We start from the raw sequence: 17,554 nt of genomic DNA, 5'->3' as shown, positions 1-17,554 counted from the left end.
AGTTAGCTATCTAGCACGTCGATGAGCTCTTCTGCTGTAGAACTGATCCGTCCGAGCCGCTCGCGAACGACCTCGGGATCGTCCGACTCCCACGCAGCGAGGTAGAATGCCGAGCCGCTGGTGTCCAACCCACAGTACCGCCCGACGACATATGCGACGGCTTCGGCCTCGACCTCGCGTTTCGCCCGTTCGGTGTCGTCGTCGACGTCGAAGTGGAGCAGAGCGTGGGCGTACTCGTGAATTAGCGTCCGCGCGAGGTCGGCCTCGTTCTCCCGATCACGCACCTCGACGAGCGGCTGAACGTCGACGAGGCTCAGCTGCTCGCAGATGCCCTTCGCATCGCCGTGGGTCCACTCCTCGGCTGGAACGATCCGCACCGTCACGCCGAGGTCATCAGCGGCGTCAGTCAGCTGTTCGACGAGGTCGCCGGCGTCCCCGGTTGCTTCTGTGTCCAGGTCGGGAAGCGGCTCGCCCTCGGTCTGGGAGACATCGAACACCGGCGCGGGCTTGAACCCGACCAGGCCCTCGGACCACTCCTCGGGCGACGTCTCGTCGTAGTCACAGTCGCTATCCTCGTGATAGCTCGGCGAGTTCTCGCATTCCGGGCACTGCTTGGTGATGATCGGTGCCCAGATCCAGATGGCCGACTCACCCTCCGTGACGTGGCGGTCGAACTCCTCCTGCCACGTCCGGTAGCCCGCCACCCGGCTCGCCTCGGGACACTGCCGCTTGATGAGGAGCGTGTTCCGGTAGGAGTAGTCGTGGAAGCGACTCTGGACGTCGAGCCACTCCTGGAACTCCTCGCTAGCCTGCGCGTCGTCGACGCCGGCGACGAGGTCGTCGATCCACTGATCGATGGTGCTGTTCATCTCGTCGTCTCGCGTGTCGGTCTCATCGAAGGAAACCGACGAATCACTGGTCGTAGCCATTGTGTTCACCGAATTGAGTTCACGGCGACTGCGTCAGTTCAGACCGCGCCGCACCCCTCAGGGGCGCATAAAAAACACGCCTCCGCGACTTCGTTCAAGTCGGGGTGGCTGACAGGGGATGGTGTTAACAACCGCAAGTACATCAGATAAGCCAGAATGGGTCTCTTGAGTACACTCCGCAGGGCCGTCGAAGGGGAGTCATCGACCCTGTGGGAGTGCCGAAACTGTGGAGAGACACTCTCAGAGAACGCCGAAGAGTGTCCAAGCTGTGGGGCTGAGGATGTCGTCTGCTACGAGCTCTGATCAGCGAAGCGCTTCCTTCTCATCAGCGAAGCCGACCGTGACGAGGTACTCGAGGTACGCGTCGAACCGCTCGACGTCGCTGGGCGTGTCGGTCGCAAGGTGACGCGCCCACTCGATGGCCCACTGGAAGGCAGGATCCGTGCCGCCCTTGCCGTGTAGATACCACCAGCGAGCCGCTTTCAGTACGACCAGCGGATTCGTCGGCGGGTGTTCACCGGCAAGCCCCCGGCTGATCGACTCGATTTCATCGGGGACGTCGGTGGGATTGACCTCACCTGATTGTGTGCTGTCGATATCGACTGGGATGTCGTCGATTGAGACGTTGTCGGCATTCTGTTGTTGACTCACTGAAGTCACCTCTGAGGACCCTCGATGGAGCCCTCGCCCTCTCTGGGGGCACGAAAAACAGGTCGCAAAGTCACGCCGGCGGGAGGTAGACGCTTTGCTCGCCGGCAGATACCTTTGTGCTGAACGTGGGACTTCGCTTGTTAGTCAACTACTGGTTGGACTGGCAGCCGTTCGAGTCGGCGATGGCACGGGATACAGAGAGTCAGCAGGTTACTCGGGACATCTGCATCGTCGACCGATCGGTCTGGGTCGTCGTAGAACCGGCGTCGAGGAATCCGATGGTGAACCGGAAGATCACGTCCGAATTTCTCGCGGTGAGCTTTGCGGCCCATACCGCAGCGCAGACAGGACTCGTTATCACGGACTATGATCTCCTCACGAATCTGTGGCCAGTTCGAGCCAAACGGAACTGTCTCAACATCTGACTGGCGGTAGTTTTCTAGATAGTCCGGGTCGGCCGCTTGAAGGGCTGTTCGCCACGCTCCGAACTCACGCTGATACGGATCGATGGTGAACTCCCCGTGTTCGTTCATTTCCGTTGTTGTCGGTGGGTGGCCCAGATCATCCGCGACTGTCCTCAATTCGGCTAATAACTCCTCCCGTGGAATTCGCCACCGCTCATTCGGCTCGAAACCGGCAATTCGTAGAGCTTCATTCCACGAACCGAATCGCTCCTGATAGACTGCCGCGCTCCATTTCCCCTGTTCTCGCATCTCATCCTTTCGAGGGACATGGCCTAGCTCTTCGGCGAGACTGTTGAGTCCGGATATCAGATCCTCTTCGCTCACATCCCACACGGATTGGACTTCCAACCCAGCCTGTCGAAGAGCACAATTCCAGGTTCCAAAAGCCCGCTTGTACGAATTCGCGGTATAGGGACCACTCTGGTCCATTATATCTGACGTGGGTGTTCGACCTAGTTTCTCAGCGAACCCCTGTAAGGCAGTAATGAGTGTCTCCTCGGAGAGGTTCATATCGACATTCGGTTCAAAACCGGCCGCTCGTAGTGCTGCATTCCACCCTCCGAATCGCTTACAGTATGTCTTCACCGAATACTCGCCGTGATTACTGTATTCGCGCTCTGACGGAGTTCCCCCTACGATGTCGGCAACTGATTTGAGATCAGTAAGGAGGTCCTCTTCGGGCGTCGGTGATCGTCCGTTTGGGTCGTTTGTTCCGGTTTGAAGTCCGGCAGCCTCGAGTGCGTTATTCCACGACCCGAACCGATTCCCGTACGTCTTCGAAGCATGAGGCCCTGAATCGTCCATCTCACTTTGTGAGGGTGGACGACCGAGTTCCTCAGCGAACTTCTGGAGCCGATTTAGTAGTTTATCGTCTGAATACAGCTTCTTGCCCATGATTTCTGAGGGGATTGAATCACTCAGATTGGTCCCGTCTCGGTATTTGAATGTCCGCTCTGGCGTCTGTGATGCGTCATCCTATCGATTCTGGCTGCCCCGCACCCTTTCAGGGGCCGGAAAAACCGAAGTACAGCGGATTAACCAACAATAGGGGAACTCACGCAGAGTGTGTTGGTTAAGAATAGAGCTTACTCTTCGTCCTCACGTAGCTCTTCAGCCTTCCACTTAAGCCGGCGCAGGATCTGCGTCCGATTCTGGTGGGTATTTTCGTAGGCAACACACTCTTTTAGAGTCTCCATATCCGGGATCGTCGCGATACCGGCCTTGACCAATCGGTAATTCGGTGCTTCGAGACGCTTCTCAGGTGGGAATTCGCCGTCACCCCCGTCGCTAATCGTGGACTGTTCCATCTCTGTAGCCCTCCACCCCTCCAGGGCGAGAAAAAACAGAACAGACGACTACATCCCCGACCCGGCGTCAGGCCATCGCCTCTTGGAACCGCTCACGAAGCGCGTCCTCTCGCTCTTCGAACTGCTCGACTTTCTCTTGCAGGTCGTCGCTGACCCGCTCGATGCTCGCCAGCGCTCGTTCACCCTCCAGCGAGGCTTGCGATCCGTCGTCGCCGTCCGCCTCTAACTGCTGCTCGTACGCCTGCTCGACGCGCTCGATGCTGCCTTCCGGGTTGAACAGAATATCGTTGGCGATCCGGACGTATTGATCGAGGGATGCCCCCTCTTTCCCCTGGAAGAATGAGTGAGCGCGTACGTCGCGCCGGAATGGAGCGTCCACATATCGATCTCGACGGGTGAGGCCGCGTTGGCCTCGGCATCGCTCGCAGCGCGCTCGGCTAGGTAGTCCGGGAAGCCCAGCAGGGTGTAGAACTCCGTGACGGTAAACGGGAGTTCCGAGAAGTCGAGGTCGATATCCTGAGCGTCCCGGATGAACTCGAAGAGGTCATCGGCGACGAGTTCGACCTGTGCGAGGAGTTCCTCCCACCAGGTCCGGAAGTTCCGCACGTCGCCGACGTGTTTGATGACCTCCTTGTCGGTGAGCGAGCGCATCGTGTTCGAGCAGTAGCCATCCTGAGCGAACCCCTCCACGTAGACGGCGTGCTCGCCGAAGAAGTCGTAGCCCGACGTGACGCCCATCGTAATCGGGTCCGACCGACCGGGAAGGCGCACCTCGAGGCCGTCGAACATGATGTCCATGTGGACCTTGCCGCCTCCCCGGTAGCGCCGAATCTCGCCGAACATCACCTCACCCAGCGGCGTCCCGTCGATGGTCTCCTCGCGGAGGACCTCCTCCAGCGGGCCGTAGACGTCGACCGGATTGATGATCGCGTACGAGTCGGTCGGGATATGGAATAGCGACTCCGTCTCGGCGTCACCGTCCGCTTCTGCTTGCAATCGCGACGGCTCGACGATGGCGTTGAATCGCTCTGTTTCGACCCAATCGTCGGCGTACGGGTTGCGATATGCGACTGCTGTGTCGACTGCTTGGGGAAGCTCTCGAATCGCCGCACTGAAGCTGATTGGTTCGGGACCTCCGTATTGCTCGGCGTACCACTCGGGTAGTTCGGTGTTGGTTCGCCCATCAAGGCCTGCGAAGACCGTAGCTTCCTCTGGGTCTTTCATAGCATCCTCCGAAGGCGCGAAGCGTTCTGATCTGCGCCTCCACCCATCGAGGCGCAAAAAACGACGCTACGACTGCCGACACTCGTGAGCTTGGATTCGCTCTGGAAGCCCGACTTTTCCACAGAGCGGACACTCGACGAGTGGTGTCGGCGGAAGATCCTGCCAGGCAGCAAGGGCTCCCCGGAGATGGACTTTCGTCTCTGCCGACTCGGCGCTTTCGAGGGCATTGGTGAGGTGCCTCCGGAGTCGTTCTCTGTTCGTGAGATCGCCTGGATTGGGTGTCGGGAGAGGCTCATCTGTCTGTCTCATTTGAATCACGAGGGGGCTACCTCTCATCCCCTCGTAGAGGGAGAGCAACACCCTCCGGCCCACCTCGATTTGGTGGCTGTGTGGCGTCGACAATCGTATCCAATCGCTGCGGGGCGACGGCTTCCCAGATGAGATGATGCTTCGAACAGACCGTCACGAGATTCGAGACTCGATTCGCCTGTTCGTGGTCAAACTGCCCATCGGGGGTGACAAAGAACTTCCGCGGGACCAAATGGTGGACAGAGATGTCCTTCCCAACTTGCTCTTGATGATCCGCTTGGGTAATCCCACACCACGGCGTTTGGCACTGGAAGTCATCACGTTCCAGTGCTTGCCGCCGTTTCTCCGGCCAATTTGGCCCGTACGGAATCTCTGAACGTTCTTGATAGGACCGTGGTTGTGAGAAGCCAGCTTCGGTGAGTGCCTCTTCCCACCCCCCAAATCGGTGGTCATATGTCCATCTATGATACTCCCCAATCCGATCCATCTCCCCGCTCGATGGCGGGCGACCGATCTGCTCCGCAAGCCGGTCAATCTCGTCCACCAGGTCCTGATCGGTGAGTCGGAATTTCCGATTCGGAGCGTAGCCAGCCTCACGCAGGGCCTCGTTCCAGCTCCCGAATTTGTTCTGGCAGACGCGCTGGGAGTATTCTCCGTGCTCGCTCATCTCCTTTGCTGTCGGCGGTTTTCCTAATTTGTCTGCGACACGTCGAATATCGTCGAGAATTACGTCCGCGTCTGTTACGATCTGGTCGCGACGATGGACCGCGGTTACGTGGCCACCCAACTCGTGGGAGGTCGCAAATGACTCGCCACAGTAGTCACAGATATGGTCGGTCAAAGCTCCGTCACCTCCCTCCGCGGTTCCCCCGTAATGCGTTATAAACTCTCGACCCGCTGAGCGACTGCGGAAGATCGCGAATCGCTTCGGCGAAGGTCACGGGGTCTGCATCTCCATGCCACTCTCGGTACCACTCTGGTAGTTCGGTGTCGGTACGCCCATCGACGCCAGCGAAGATGGTTCTGGACTCTGGATCTTTCATCTCAGTCACCTCACTTCAGGAATCCTCGTCGACGTGCGACTGCATCGTCTCGCGCCCTGCGCCCCTCTCCCGGGCGCAAAAACAACGTCTCACGAACTACCATTCGACCTGGAGAGTGTCCTCACATCCTCAGCTGTCTCCGTCGGTACGCTCCTGTCATTGTGATTTTGTTCTTCTCGGTAGAAAGGGAGAATCTCCTATGCCAAAACGGGTAGACTTCAATCATACTGTGCATCTCGTCTAGTCGTGTGTCGATCTCGTCGAAAGAGACCGATGCATTGGTGGTAGTCATAGAAAATCACCGAATCAAGTTCGGCCTGTCCGACAGTCAGGACGCGCCGCACCCCTTCACGGCGCACAAAACCGGGCTATCGCTCAGCGGCGTTCGTGTCGCTCATCCGCGTTCGAGATACAGCGAGTACAGAATGATGCCTAGTCCGACCGCTACGAGGATGCTGTTGATCAGGATTCCCATCTCCAGAGACACAGAGAGAACTTGATGAGCGATACCAGCGAGCAACGCGCCGAGCGTGATGATTCCAAACCCGATGCCAAGCGCCCGGAGCGAAGGCGTTCCGGTTCGACGATAGGCTCGAAATGCGATATACGTGATCCCGCTCCCTAACAGCAATATCACTGTTTTCACCACGACGATAGCTGTTGTGACCCATATCATAGCTCCTCCCCCATTCTCGACCAGATATCTTCGAGTCGTTCGTCGGCGCTCCGCGGTGGCCGTTCGACTGTGACCGATAAGTCGCCGGAATCGTCAATGGAGAAGATCACATCGTTGAAATCCCGCTCGTATGTCGTAGTTCGACCGCCGCCGGGATTTATCGTGTCTCTCTCGCGAACCAGTGAGGCCTTACTGAGAAGTTCGAGTTTTCGGTACACCGTTGATTTGGGAATGTCACACGTCTCGATTAGTTGGGTTGCGGTCATGGGTTCAGATATTTCACGGAGGATGGTCCGGCAATCGGCGTCGTCCAGCGCATCAAGGACAGTCCGCAACGATGGGGAATCCTCGAATGACACTGAATCGCGCACCATTACCTGTTGTTGGACTGTATCCGGGATATGTTATCCGATTATGATTCATTAATGTCGGGAGTTGCCCCAGTCTAGGATCCCTGTCACACATAGGGTTACGCCCCGATCCTATCCATGATTCGGGGGTTACCATCCACAGTGACGCCGGAGAGTCCGCAATCACGGGATGGGTCTGTCTGTATTGTCAAGTCGGGCACAGGGGTTGATTGTCCGTGATCTGTCGCAATTTACGTTGTTGACCATGTCCCTGCATTGGGCGACCAGATTGCAAGGATTTCCTGGTCGTGACCTGACCCGCGGTTGCAACGGGTCACTAGCGTTCAGGACATATCGAGGTCCATTCGTAACTATCGGAACGCTACCGATAGACCACTTCGGCGAATTCCCACCGTTCGGGATTCCGCCGTTGACTGACTGTCACTGCCCACAAGGGTCTACTCATGAGAACGAGTGAGTATCTTGGAGCGCGTGGAACTGGCCTATCCCGGCGTGAATTTTTAGCGGCTACAGGCAGTGCTGGCGCGCTGGGTCTCGCAGGGTGTACAGCACCTTCTGGAAATACAGAGACTCAGTCGCAACCAGTCGCAACCGAGCATTCGTCGCCTGATTTGGAAAAGTGGCTCGTTGAGGTCCCCCGGCCAGGTGTCATTGAACCAGTTGGGGAGAAAGATGGGACACCCTATTACGAGGTGGAAATGCGCGAGGTTGAGCAGAAAATTCATCCCAACCTCCCACCTACAACAGTCTGGGGATACGACGGCCAGTACCCTGGGCCGACAATAGAGGCACGGCAGGGGGAACCCGTTCAAGTACGCTGGAAGAACAAATTACCAGACGAGCATCTGCTGCCAGTGGATGAGACAATACACAGCAGCAAGATCCCTTACGACAGTACCGGCGTGCGGGTCGTGACCCACCTTCACGGTGGGAACATCGAACACCAGAGCGACGGCAAGCCGACAGCGTGGTTCACGAAGGACTTCGAGCAAACTGGCCCGAAGTTCGAGAACAAAGACTACTACTACGTGAACGATCAGCCCCCGGCCACGCTCTGGTATCACGACCACTCGCTCGGAATCACTCGACTGAACGTCTACGCTGGTCTGGCCGGGCTCTATCTCCTCCGAAACGACCGAGAAGAGTCACTTGGCCTGCCGTCGGGGGAGTACGAAATTCCACTCGTGCTCCAGGACCGCAGCTTCAACGACGACGGTTCGTTATACTACCCGACTGCCCGCTCGGGGACGAACAGCGACTCGTCGAAGCCAACCCCGAGCATCGTTCCGCAGTTCTTCGGTGACACATCCGTCGTCAACGGGAAGGCCTGGCCCAGGCTGTCGGTAGAGCCGAGGAAGTACCGATTTCGGATCCTCAACGGTTCGAACTGTCGATACTACAACCTGAAGCTGTTCGAGTACGACGAGTCGACCGAAACGACCGAAACGAGCGGACCTCCGTTCACCCTTATTGGAAACGACGGGGGGCTGCTACCTGCACCAGCTCCGATCGAGGATCGTCTCGAGATAGGCACCGGCAAGCGTGCCGATGTCGTCGTTGATTTCTCGGACTACGCCGGGCAGACGCTTCTAGTTCACAACGACGCCAGGGCGCCTTACCGTGGCCCGGACATAAATACCGGAAATCAGCAGCCGCTCCCCGACGTGATGCTTCTCGACGTCGCCTCCGATGGCGTCGACGATCGGAGCCAGGTCCCGAGTACGTTGGCGAATGTGCCAGAAATTCCCGTCGACTCGGTCGACAAGGAACGGTACCTTCCGATGACCATGAGTTCTGACGATTACGGACGACCCTTACATCTCCTCGGGTCGGATGCGGAGTCCTCACCGCACAAACTGTACGATCCGGTTACCGAAGAACCGGCCCTCAACGATACGGAAATCTGGAGCTTCGCGAATCTGACGGGAATGTCACACCCGATGCATATGCATCTCGTACATTTCCAGATGCTTGGGCGACAGCCGTACAGTGAATATGACCCTGAGGCGGAGATGATCGATGTCGAGGCGCTCGAACCTCCGGCACCGGAAGAAACGGGCTGGAACGACGTCATCAATGTAAACCCAGGCGAGGTGACCCACGTGATCGTTTACTTCGGGGAGTTTGAGGGGCTATTCAACGATCAGATTGGCTGGTACATGTGGCACTGCCACATGCTCGAACACGAAGACCACGACATGATGCGCCCCTTCAGAGTCCTGCCGAAGTCTGACGACGATGGCGGGTCCTGAAAGCGAACACGAAGTGGGAATCGGGCTGGGGGGCGGCACCGAGCGTAGAGAGGGATCCAGATCGCTGTGCTAGTCGGACACGACGAATCCGATCGCCTCCATCGAAGATTGCTCAAACTTCTCTCCGTTCGGTTCGTGAGCCAAGGCGAAGATGTTCGGAGCAATACTCTCCTCGTCACCACCTGTAGAGAAAATGTGCTCTCACCGTCCTTCGTGATACGGAATCTCGCATTCGGCCTCGGGGTGCTCGGTGCCGTCGTCGGATTCATGGTTTACGGCTTAGAGGGTGGTTTCCTGTGGGCACTCGTCGGGTATTTCCTTGGGAACGTGGGGCAGAGTATGACCTGGACGGTATGTGGCGACCGACCCACGTGATCGAAACACCCGACAGTACCGTTCGATCCTCCTACGAGCAAGTGGTGTACGAGGGCGAAGTGGTCGAATCTCAGTTCTGTGCCGGAACCTCAATTCCCTCCCCGACCGGCTCCTTTCGTATTGTCAGGACTGGCTGTTCTGCCTGGCGGAGCGTCTGCTCCGTGACGCTCCCACGGAGGAGTCGGGCAAAACCGGACCGGCCGTGTGGGCTGAGAATGAGTAAATCGACGTCCGCTTCGTTCGCATAGGTACAGATTTCTCGGGCTGGCCTCCCCTCCCGTATCTCGGTGACGATCGATATGTCGCGGTCCTGTGCGGCGAGGCTGATAGATTCCAGGGCGTCACGCCCTTCGTCATGAAGACTTGATTCGGTGTTTGACCGTCCCATGATTCCAGGCCCACTTCGGACAATATCGATCACGTAGAGTGCGTGTACTGTCGCATTATGCTGGGTGGCGAGATCAAGCACGTGCTGTATCGCCCGGCGATTTCCGCTCCCGTCCGTTGCGAGAAGGAGCGAATCAAACATGTGCATTGGTAGCATCCCAACCACCGTAACAGTTGTGGTGCCGAACATTCGGCGTCGGCAACTCATCGCCTCCTCTTTCTCCTTGCCTGTAACCGGCCGCTTGATCCGTATTGCAATCCAATTAGTACCGAGGGGCACGCATCAACGTATGTTCAACCGAATACTCATCCCGACGGACGGTAGTGACCAGGTCAAGCCAGCGGTGGATATGGCACTCGACCTCGCTGAAACCCATGATGCAACCCTCCACGTACTCTATATCGTTGATCAGCCACCTTCTGTTTCCGGTATGGGTGAGGGATTCTCCAGTTTCGATGACCTTCTGAACGCGCTCGAAGAACGGGGACAACAGGCAACGAAAGACTACTTCCGCGTACGGCGAGGCCTTCAGGACAAAGGCACACGCTCCGCTCGGCAGGCGTTAGAGCGACTGTCGGGGCGTGAAAACCGCTTCGTCCTGAACCGCCTGCACAACATTTCTCGCGGAATCGTGGAGGAAGCCCTGCGACACGACTGCGCGTACATCGCCGTCGAAGACCTGACCCACATCCGCGAGCGGATGGACGCCCACGACGACCGCCTGAAACGGCAGATGCACAACTGGGCGTTCCGCGAACTCCAAGAGCAAATCGCGTACAAGGCCGCCGAGTACGGTATCCGCGTCGAGTCGGTCAACCCGGCCTTCTCCTCGCAGACCTGCTCGAAATGCGGCCATCAATCCAGCACGAACCGTGACTCGGACAGCTGGTTCGCATGCAACGAGTGTGGGTACGAGGTTGACGGCGACTACAACGCCGCGAAGAACGTCGGCCTCAGATTGATAGCTTTACCGGAGGGCAAACGCCCCTCTGGGTTGGGCAACGGTCAGCTTGCCCTGAAGTCGGGGACGTTGAACGTGAGCGACGTGTCCAACGTCCACTCCAGTTTAGAGTTCGAACGGGAGTCCACCGACAAGCCCACCGCTTCAGCGGTGGGTCGCTGACAGCTCCGTAGTGAATTGTCGCCGCCCAAAATCTGGGACTGCCAGTGACGTCCTAGGATTACCACCTCAGTGAACAGGAGTTTCGTCAACCTCCGCATCGACGTCAGGCTCGTATCGCTTCAGCCCCCACGAGACCAGGGCACAGACCACACTCAGGACGACGAACAGGGAGAACCCGCGTGCGTAGCCGATTTGCCCAAAGACGTCAGTGTAGTAGCCCAGCGCCGGGAGGATGATGAGCGTCCCGCCGCCGCCAACGCCGCTGATCCAGCCGGAGGCGCCGCCGACAGCTTCGGGGACGAACTTCGGCACCAACTCGAAGATGGCAGCATTCGCGATACCCATCCCTGTGCCGAGGATCATCATCCCGACGAACGCAGGCCAGAATCCGCTCGCAAAGGTCATGACGACGGCGCCGATGGCCATGACGCTGAAGCTCGCGATGGCGACGTTCTCGCCGCCGAATCGGTCACTGATGCTGCCGCCGGGAATCCTGATCAGCGAGCCGTAGACGATGAAGATACCCGCAAGGAGGCCAGCAATCGACAGGTCGAACCCGTGGAAGAGGTCCCAGTAGGTGGGGAACCAGGCCGACAGCGACGTGAAGCCGCCGCCGAAGGAAACCGTGTAGAGGAACACCAGGACCCACGTTCTTCGGATCGAGGCGGATTCACGCAGTGACTCCCAGGTGTTGCCCGACGGGAAGATGTCCTGGCCGAGTTCGTCCGCCGTCTCCTTCGCTTCCTCCTGGTCGTTCCCCTGGCGGAGCAACTGGAAGTAGTATGGGTCGACGGCGTAGATGGCGTAGACGATGGTGACGGCGACGACGAACGCGAGCCAGATTCCGTATGCCATCGCGAGGCCCGTCAGCCCGATCAGGACGGGGAGGATATAGACGACCAGTCCGGGCCCGATGTTGCCGGCGCCGGCGAATGCGCCCATCGCGAACCCCTGTTTGTCGCTGGGGTACCAGTAGGAGGTCTGGCTAATCCCGACGGAGAACGTCGCCCCGCCGGCGCCCGCCAGAAGGCCGAACAGCACGAGCAGCGGGTACAGATGCATCCCGAAATCGTCGGGATACGTCAGGAACAGCGTGACGACGAGACCTGCGATGCCGACGATTGTCGACGCTAACAGAATGAGCATCGGTTTCTTCCCACCGGCCTCGTCAACCCAGGCACCGAAAGGGATTCGCAGCACTGCTTTGCTGAGGTGTGGCGACCCCAACAACAACCCGTGGAAGACGCCGGTGAGAGCTAGATGCTCTTCGAAGATGGGACCTGCGGCACCGTAGAAAACGATCGTGGTCAAGCCCGCGAAAAACCCAAACGTCGCCATAAACAGCCCACGTCTCGGAGTCCCTACGACACCGTTCGCTTCTGCAGCTTGGCGTTGGTCAGTCATCTTCACCTGGATCAATCTGCCCCAGTCTTGGTGCTATAGTCTGGTTCCCCCCGGCACGGTGAGAACCTGTATATCGATGCTGGTGGTCATCTGGGATTCTGGTCGTTGACATCTTCCTAACGTTCGCTTCGTCGCAATGGGCCCTTGTTTCTGTCGAATCATTTTATCAGTGTCAATTTTGGGGGGCCAGAATTCTACAACTTCAGTTCCTTGTCGGTAGTGATTAACTGCTGTAGATTGATGTACTATCAGTAATCGGATGATTGCTACTGAAAGGGCGTAACCATTGTTCGTCTCACCTCGTCGCCCTTCGGAAGCGCCCATGTTACGTATCCCCCCGTTCCTCGAATAGCTGCATCTGTCGTGGCGCACTGATCCGCTCGATGTTCAGAATTCTGGAGGCCCCAACCGTAGAAAATAGCTGTAACCGGCTTCCGAGGATCACTAATTCACCCACCGCCGACGGCGGTTATCGTCGCTATCTCGACGGCACTCACGAAAGCGGAGTGACCAAACAGCCACTACGGTGACAATCGAGGTCAACGGAACGCGGATTCCCAGACAGCGGGAATCCGGCAAAGTGTCCTCCGTATGGGTGATGAATGGGAAATATGGAACGCCGAAAGGTACTGAAGACTGCTGGGTTCGCCGCGACAGCTGGACTGACCGGGCTCGCCGGCTGTAGCAGTCCGTCGTCCGAGACGGAATCGCCCTCAAACGACGGAACTGAGACGCCGTCGGATGAAGGGACGGATAGCTCGGCAAACGGCGGGACGACGACGACGGTTGAAATGCACACCGAGAACGGGGAGTACTATTTCGATCCGATCGGGCTCTTCGTCGAGTCCGGCACAACCGTCACGTTCGAGAACGCCAGTGGGAGTCACTCGGCAACAGCATACGATGAGTCGATCGACTCCGCGTCGACCACGCGCATTCCCGAAGGGGCGTCGGTGTTTGACAGCGGCATCCTCAGCGAGGAGGGTGCAACGTTCGAACATACGTTCGAGACGACCGGCACGTACGACTACTTCTGTACCCCGCACAAGAGCCTCGGGATGGTCGGTCGCATCGTTGTCGGCGAACCGGGCGGTCCCGCCGAGGGGAGCATGCCGCCGGATGGTGACGTACCGGAGAGCGGGACGATTGTCGACCAGGGATCAGTCGCATTCAACGACTTCTCTGACTGATCCACCACCCCGAGATCGGTTCGGATGGATCGTGACTCTGGACCGCTGCAGCCACCGAATTTGCTGCTGAATTAGTCTTCTGTCTGAGACTCTATCTCAGCGTCGAGGGATCCAGCCCCGTCACTCAGTTCGTCTGCCTCCGAGACGATCCAGTCCCGCTCAAAATAGAGTATCTCGACGGTAATTACGATGATTACAATACCGATGACGGACAGAAAGACGCCGAATTTCTTGCTGTAGAGGTGCCACAGCAGCAGCGGAATCGTGATTACGGTCCCTGCGAACCCAACAGCTGGAACGAGACTTCGTATCTCTGTCTTCGTTCGGTGTGAAATCGCGAGGTAGTTCATGCCGCCCATGATGACGATGAAAGTGAGCGATGCGAACGAAGTGATCCCCTGTAGCGACCCGACGACGGTGAATCCGGCGGCGAGAATGCCGACTGTCAGCAGTCCCCGGATTGGTTCGTCCCCGTCGGAGTCCTCGCTCAAATGATCCGGAATGAGATCGTTCTGCGCTAGTCTACTGGTGAATCGTGCCGTGCTGAACAAGGTTGCGTTGATGGCGCTTCCAGTGGAGAACAGCGCTGCTGCCGAAATCAGCATGAACCCGATCGAACCGAGGAACGGTTCGGCCGCGATGGCTAATCTCGGCGCTACAGCCATGACCAGCTCTCTCCGTCGGTATCCGACCGTAGATATCCACTGAGCCGGCCTTCTTCCCGGACCTGCTCTTCTTCCAGCTTCTGAAGTGCGGAGGTCATCAGGTCCTGTGCATCGAGCCAGCCGACCAGGTCTTCCTCATCGTCCCTGTTAACGATTGGGACCTGCTCGATGTCGTGTTCGGCCATCCGGACGACGGCGTCGAACAGCCGTTCGTCCGGATATCCCACGACGAAGTCACGCGTCCCGAACCCTCCGACCGGTCGGTCCTCTTGGTCCCGCGCGATCGCTCTTATGAGGTCGCCGTAGGTGACAATCCCCGTTAAGTCCCCGTCAGAATCGACGAGCGGGAAGCCGTCGTGGATCGTCCGCTCGTGGTTTTCGGCGAGTTCGATTGGATCAGCGTCTCCGACCGACTCGGACTCCTCGGCGAGCTCCTCGAGTCCGCCGTTAGCTAGGGACGACTGCGACGTCGCTCCGTCAGTAGCTGCGATAGCCGCAGCTAACTGGGCGACGGTCACCGCCGGATCGATCGTGGCCGGGTTTTCGTCCATCACCTCCCCCGCTTTGAATCGATTGGCCTTGTTGAAACCCTCAATCGGTGATAGGTTTCAGCAGTCCTGCTGAATACAGAGCGCGAGTCGGTCACGAGTCAGCGGTGTCGGTTGAGACGGTCGTTCGTCGAACGTTTATAACTGATTGGCCGCAAACGTTCGCCGATTGGAAGATGAATGACTATCTAGGTCTGTCTCGACGAGATGTTGGGGCGGGCCTCGCCACCGCCGGGTCGGCGTACGTCGCTGCCGCTCTATTTGCCCTCTTGAACCTCCTTTCTGGTTCGGGGTCCCGGGGAGGCCCCATCCCCACCCTCGGAATGATCGTCACCCTCGTTGTCGCGCTGACCGTCGCGACTGTCGTCTGGCGTGTGACGATGCCGGACGAACCGAACCCACGCTACGGTCCCATAGCCGGCGCTTTCTCGGGGGTTGTCTCTGTATTCGTATTCACGACTCTGATAGGTATCACAGCCACCCTAATCGAGTCTCCCGCTGGCGCACCCCCAGACGGGACGGTTTTCGAATCCATCTCGTTCGTCGCCGTGATCGTTGTATGGGGGGCACTCTTCACGCTTCCGCTCATCGTCCCGATAGCGGCTTCCGTGGGTACGGATACGAATGGTACTTGGCCAGAGGACAGCTGATCTTCCGTCAACGATTCCTGTACGTTCCGTCTCCCTCGTAGCGTCCGTAGCCGAACGACCCGAGCACGTTGTCAAGTGCTGAACACACTCTATAGTCAGCAACTCTCTTCTGACAGATGCTGACCAGATCATTTCCCAGACTGTCCCTGATCCTTCTATATTGACTAATTTACCGGCTCCAGCGCGGGAACTGTTGTGCAACCGCGTCTCACGTAAGTCTCTTTAGGCGGCCAGATAGACTGTGGTTGACGAGGTCCAGACTGCGCTCGAGGGAGAGTCGCCGATGCTCCGAGAAGTTCAGGACGACGGCTTGGCCGTCGACGCGGAAGCCGACGTATTCGACTGTGTCTCGGTGAAACTGTGCGGGCGATGCGACTGGAACCGAGTCCGAACTGGCCATAGGAACATTCCCGTTCATCGTTGCTCGCGGGCGGTTCGGTGACCCCCGCACCCCTCTCAGGGGTTCAACAAACAGGATGGCGTAGCGTTCGGCAACGTACTGTCCACTTGACCTCCTCCCACCCCCTGAAGAGATGGGATTCCCGAGCGTTGGGATATTACGGTTTAGAGTCCACCACCTCGGCCTGCGGTTCGAATCCGCAGGAGAGGTCGTACAGGTAGACTCCGGGCTGGGCCAACCAGCCGGTACTCCTATCCCCAGACGGGGACTCGGAGTTACTTGCGCTGTCGTTGATGTCGAGACGGATGTTCTCCGCCCCATTTACGTCCGCGTTGAACGCTGCGTCACACTCCTCACAGACGTACAAGCCACGCTCAATACGCTGCCCATCGTCTTCTTTCCCGCACACAGAACACGTCCTCGATGTGCTACCCTCGTCCACTTCCACGACCTCGATCCCCTCGGCCTTCGCCTTATATTCGAGAATCGAGGTGAACCGGTCGAACGCCCACCCGTGCAGGTCAAGGTTGCCGTGCTGTCCCCAGTTCTTCGCCTCACCGCTCTCATCCTCACGCAACCCACTCAAATCTCCGACGTTGACCCGGCCAACGCCCTTCTCCACACACCGTTGGACGATGTGCTTGGCGAGGGCGTGGAAGAAATGCCGGCGGCGCTCAGACCACTTCCGGTGCAGCCGTGTCGCCCGCTCGCCACCACTGTCGTCACACTTGGCAATTTCCTTTGGGAAGTAGTAGCCGTCCTGTTTCAACCGATTACCCGGGTATAAGTCGGCCTCTTCCGTGCTGTAGGCGACAGCGGCGAAATTCGAGATACCGAGGTCGATGCCAGCGGTCTCCCCTCCGGGTGCGTCCGGCGTCTCAATCTCGTCTTTGCAGACGAGGTGGAGTTCCCAGCGTTCCTTCGCGTTGTCGTAGACGGCACGAACCTGTTGCAGGTTCTCGACCGAGATGCCGGGTCGCGTCTCGTATTCGACGATGATGTAATCGCGGTCCCGTGGGTGGTCTTTGTGATTCGCGCCTTTGCTGAGGCGGACGCGATTGTGTTTCGGGTCGTGTCGGATGCCCTTCTGCTTCCACGTGACCGTGCTGCGCGGGTGTTCTTCGTGGACGCGGCGGCCTTGGTCGTCGTAGTAGCTGCGTTTGCGGTATCCAGGCGGGTTGTCCCGGTCATCGTCTGAGGAGTACCACGAGTTGAAGGCTTCAGCGAGTTCCTCCAGAACCCGCTGACTGGACTGACTGTGCAGCCCTCGGTACTTGTCGTGATCCTTCAGCTCGCTTTTGAGTTCCTCGTGACCAGGGATTTCCCCGGTGTCCTTCCATTTTTGGCGGGAGTAGTAGTTGGCGACATTCCAGAGTTTGCTGGCACTCCACCCGTGCCGGTCGAGTGGCTCTACCGCCTGTGAATGGTTGCGGATCCGCGCTCGGTGGGTACGGTGGATTTCCAACATCCCCGGAATGTCTCTATAACAGGTTATACTTGTCTGAATTGTAAAGGTAATGTTTGACAACGGTGGAATCTTCGGGCTTATATCGGCGGTGAATTACCGCTCGCTGTGTCGGTTTAT

Annotated in this window: 17 protein-coding genes and 1 pseudogene; 5 read left to right on the top strand and 13 right to left on the bottom strand. The window is 58.2% G+C overall.

The window, feature by feature from the left end:
* Positions 1-2: 2 nt before the first annotated feature.
* Complete coding sequence (locus tag B4589_RS16925) at positions 3-929, bottom strand: ArdC-like ssDNA-binding domain-containing protein (protein ID WP_079235366.1); 927 nt, start codon at positions 927-929, stop codon at positions 3-5.
* A 156-nt stretch (positions 930-1,085) separates the two neighbouring features.
* On the opposite strand from B4589_RS16925, the gene B4589_RS18525 reads away from it, so the two are divergent.
* Entirely contained in the window at positions 1,086-1,232 is a 147-nt protein-coding gene (locus B4589_RS18525; protein ID WP_143414396.1) for a zinc-ribbon domain-containing protein, read from the top strand.
* Here B4589_RS18525 and B4589_RS16915 read toward each other — a convergent pair whose 3' ends face one another.
* From B4589_RS16915 to B4589_RS16885, 7 genes and pseudogenes are all read right to left on the bottom strand, one after another.
* Entirely contained in the window at positions 1,233-1,580 is a 348-nt protein-coding gene (locus B4589_RS16915) for a hypothetical protein (RefSeq protein ID WP_079235367.1), read from the bottom strand. It lies immediately after the preceding gene.
* Positions 1,581-1,720: 140 nt separating this feature from the next.
* Positions 1,721-2,938: a homing endonuclease associated repeat-containing protein gene (locus B4589_RS16910; RefSeq protein ID WP_143414397.1), complete on the bottom strand. Its 1,218-nt coding sequence runs from the start codon at positions 2,936-2,938 to the stop codon at positions 1,721-1,723.
* Between the two features lie 191 nt (positions 2,939-3,129).
* Complete coding sequence (locus B4589_RS16905; protein ID WP_079235369.1) at positions 3,130-3,351, bottom strand: hypothetical protein; 222 nt, start codon at positions 3,349-3,351, stop codon at positions 3,130-3,132.
* Positions 3,352-3,418: 67 nt separating this feature from the next.
* Positions 3,419-4,575 (bottom strand): annotated as a pseudogene (locus B4589_RS16900) (hypothetical protein).
* 325 nt (positions 4,576-4,900) lie between these two features.
* Positions 4,901-5,725 (bottom strand): homing endonuclease associated repeat-containing protein, encoded by an 825-nt coding sequence (locus tag B4589_RS16895; protein WP_158081197.1) that lies wholly within the window; start codon positions 5,723-5,725, stop codon positions 4,901-4,903.
* Between the two features lie 596 nt (positions 5,726-6,321).
* Positions 6,322-6,603 (bottom strand): hypothetical protein, encoded by a 282-nt coding sequence (locus B4589_RS16890; protein ID WP_079235371.1) that lies wholly within the window; start codon positions 6,601-6,603, stop codon positions 6,322-6,324.
* Positions 6,600-6,977, bottom strand: coding sequence for a helix-turn-helix domain-containing protein (locus tag B4589_RS16885; RefSeq protein WP_079235372.1), 378 nt, complete (start codon positions 6,975-6,977; stop codon positions 6,600-6,602). Before B4589_RS16885 ends, B4589_RS16890 begins: the two co-directional genes overlap by 4 nt.
* 440 nt (positions 6,978-7,417) lie before the next feature.
* On the opposite strand from B4589_RS16885, the gene B4589_RS16880 reads away from it, so the two are divergent.
* Positions 7,418-9,226, top strand: a complete 1,809-nt coding sequence (locus B4589_RS16880) for a multicopper oxidase family protein (RefSeq protein WP_079235373.1) — start codon at positions 7,418-7,420, stop codon at positions 9,224-9,226.
* 445 nt (positions 9,227-9,671) lie between these two features.
* On the opposite strand, the gene B4589_RS16875 is transcribed toward B4589_RS16880, so the two are convergent.
* The gene (locus B4589_RS16875) at positions 9,672-10,130 is read right to left on the bottom strand and encodes a universal stress protein (RefSeq protein WP_158081198.1); all 459 of its coding nucleotides are present in this window, start codon (positions 10,128-10,130) and stop codon (positions 9,672-9,674) included.
* 148 nt (positions 10,131-10,278) lie between these two features.
* Here B4589_RS16875 and B4589_RS16865 point away from each other — a divergent pair, with 148 nt between their 5' ends.
* A complete protein-coding gene (locus B4589_RS16865) occupies positions 10,279-11,112 on the top strand; it encodes an RNA-guided endonuclease TnpB family protein (RefSeq protein WP_079235375.1) in 834 nt (277 codons plus the stop codon).
* A gap of 66 nt (positions 11,113-11,178) precedes the next feature.
* Here B4589_RS16865 and B4589_RS16860 read toward each other — a convergent pair whose 3' ends face one another.
* Complete coding sequence (locus tag B4589_RS16860; RefSeq protein WP_255246181.1) at positions 11,179-12,516, bottom strand: nitrate/nitrite transporter; 1,338 nt, start codon at positions 12,514-12,516, stop codon at positions 11,179-11,181.
* Positions 12,517-13,127: 611 nt separating this feature from the next.
* Between B4589_RS16860 and B4589_RS16855 the strand changes: the two genes are divergently transcribed.
* Positions 13,128-13,706: a plastocyanin/azurin family copper-binding protein gene (locus B4589_RS16855; protein ID WP_079235377.1), complete on the top strand. Its 579-nt coding sequence runs from the start codon at positions 13,128-13,130 to the stop codon at positions 13,704-13,706.
* A 71-nt stretch (positions 13,707-13,777) separates the two neighbouring features.
* Here the strand turns inward: B4589_RS16855 and B4589_RS16850 are convergent, their stop codons facing one another.
* Positions 13,778-14,371, bottom strand: coding sequence for an amino acid permease (locus B4589_RS16850; RefSeq protein WP_079235378.1), 594 nt, complete (start codon positions 14,369-14,371; stop codon positions 13,778-13,780).
* The gene (locus B4589_RS16845; RefSeq protein WP_079235379.1) at positions 14,362-14,922 is read right to left on the bottom strand and encodes a CBS domain-containing protein; all 561 of its coding nucleotides are present in this window, start codon (positions 14,920-14,922) and stop codon (positions 14,362-14,364) included. Before B4589_RS16845 ends, B4589_RS16850 begins: the two co-directional genes overlap by 10 nt.
* A 104-nt stretch (positions 14,923-15,026) precedes the next feature.
* Between B4589_RS16845 and B4589_RS16840 the strand changes: the two genes are divergently transcribed.
* A complete protein-coding gene (locus tag B4589_RS16840; protein WP_143414401.1) occupies positions 15,027-15,569 on the top strand; it encodes a hypothetical protein in 543 nt (180 codons plus the stop codon).
* 557 nt (positions 15,570-16,126) lie between these two features.
* Here B4589_RS16840 and B4589_RS16835 read toward each other — a convergent pair.
* Positions 16,127-17,437: an RNA-guided endonuclease TnpB family protein gene (locus B4589_RS16835; RefSeq protein WP_079235382.1), complete on the bottom strand. Its 1,311-nt coding sequence runs from the start codon at positions 17,435-17,437 to the stop codon at positions 16,127-16,129.
* Positions 17,438-17,554 lie beyond the last annotated feature (117 nt).

The sequence above is a fragment of the Halolamina sp. CBA1230 genome, from assembly GCF_002025255.2.
Classification (GTDB): Archaea; Halobacteriota; Halobacteria; order Halobacteriales; family Haloferacaceae; genus Halolamina.
The sequence above is the reverse complement of the archived record's forward strand: the minus strand, read 5'-3'. Positions and strand labels throughout refer to the sequence as shown.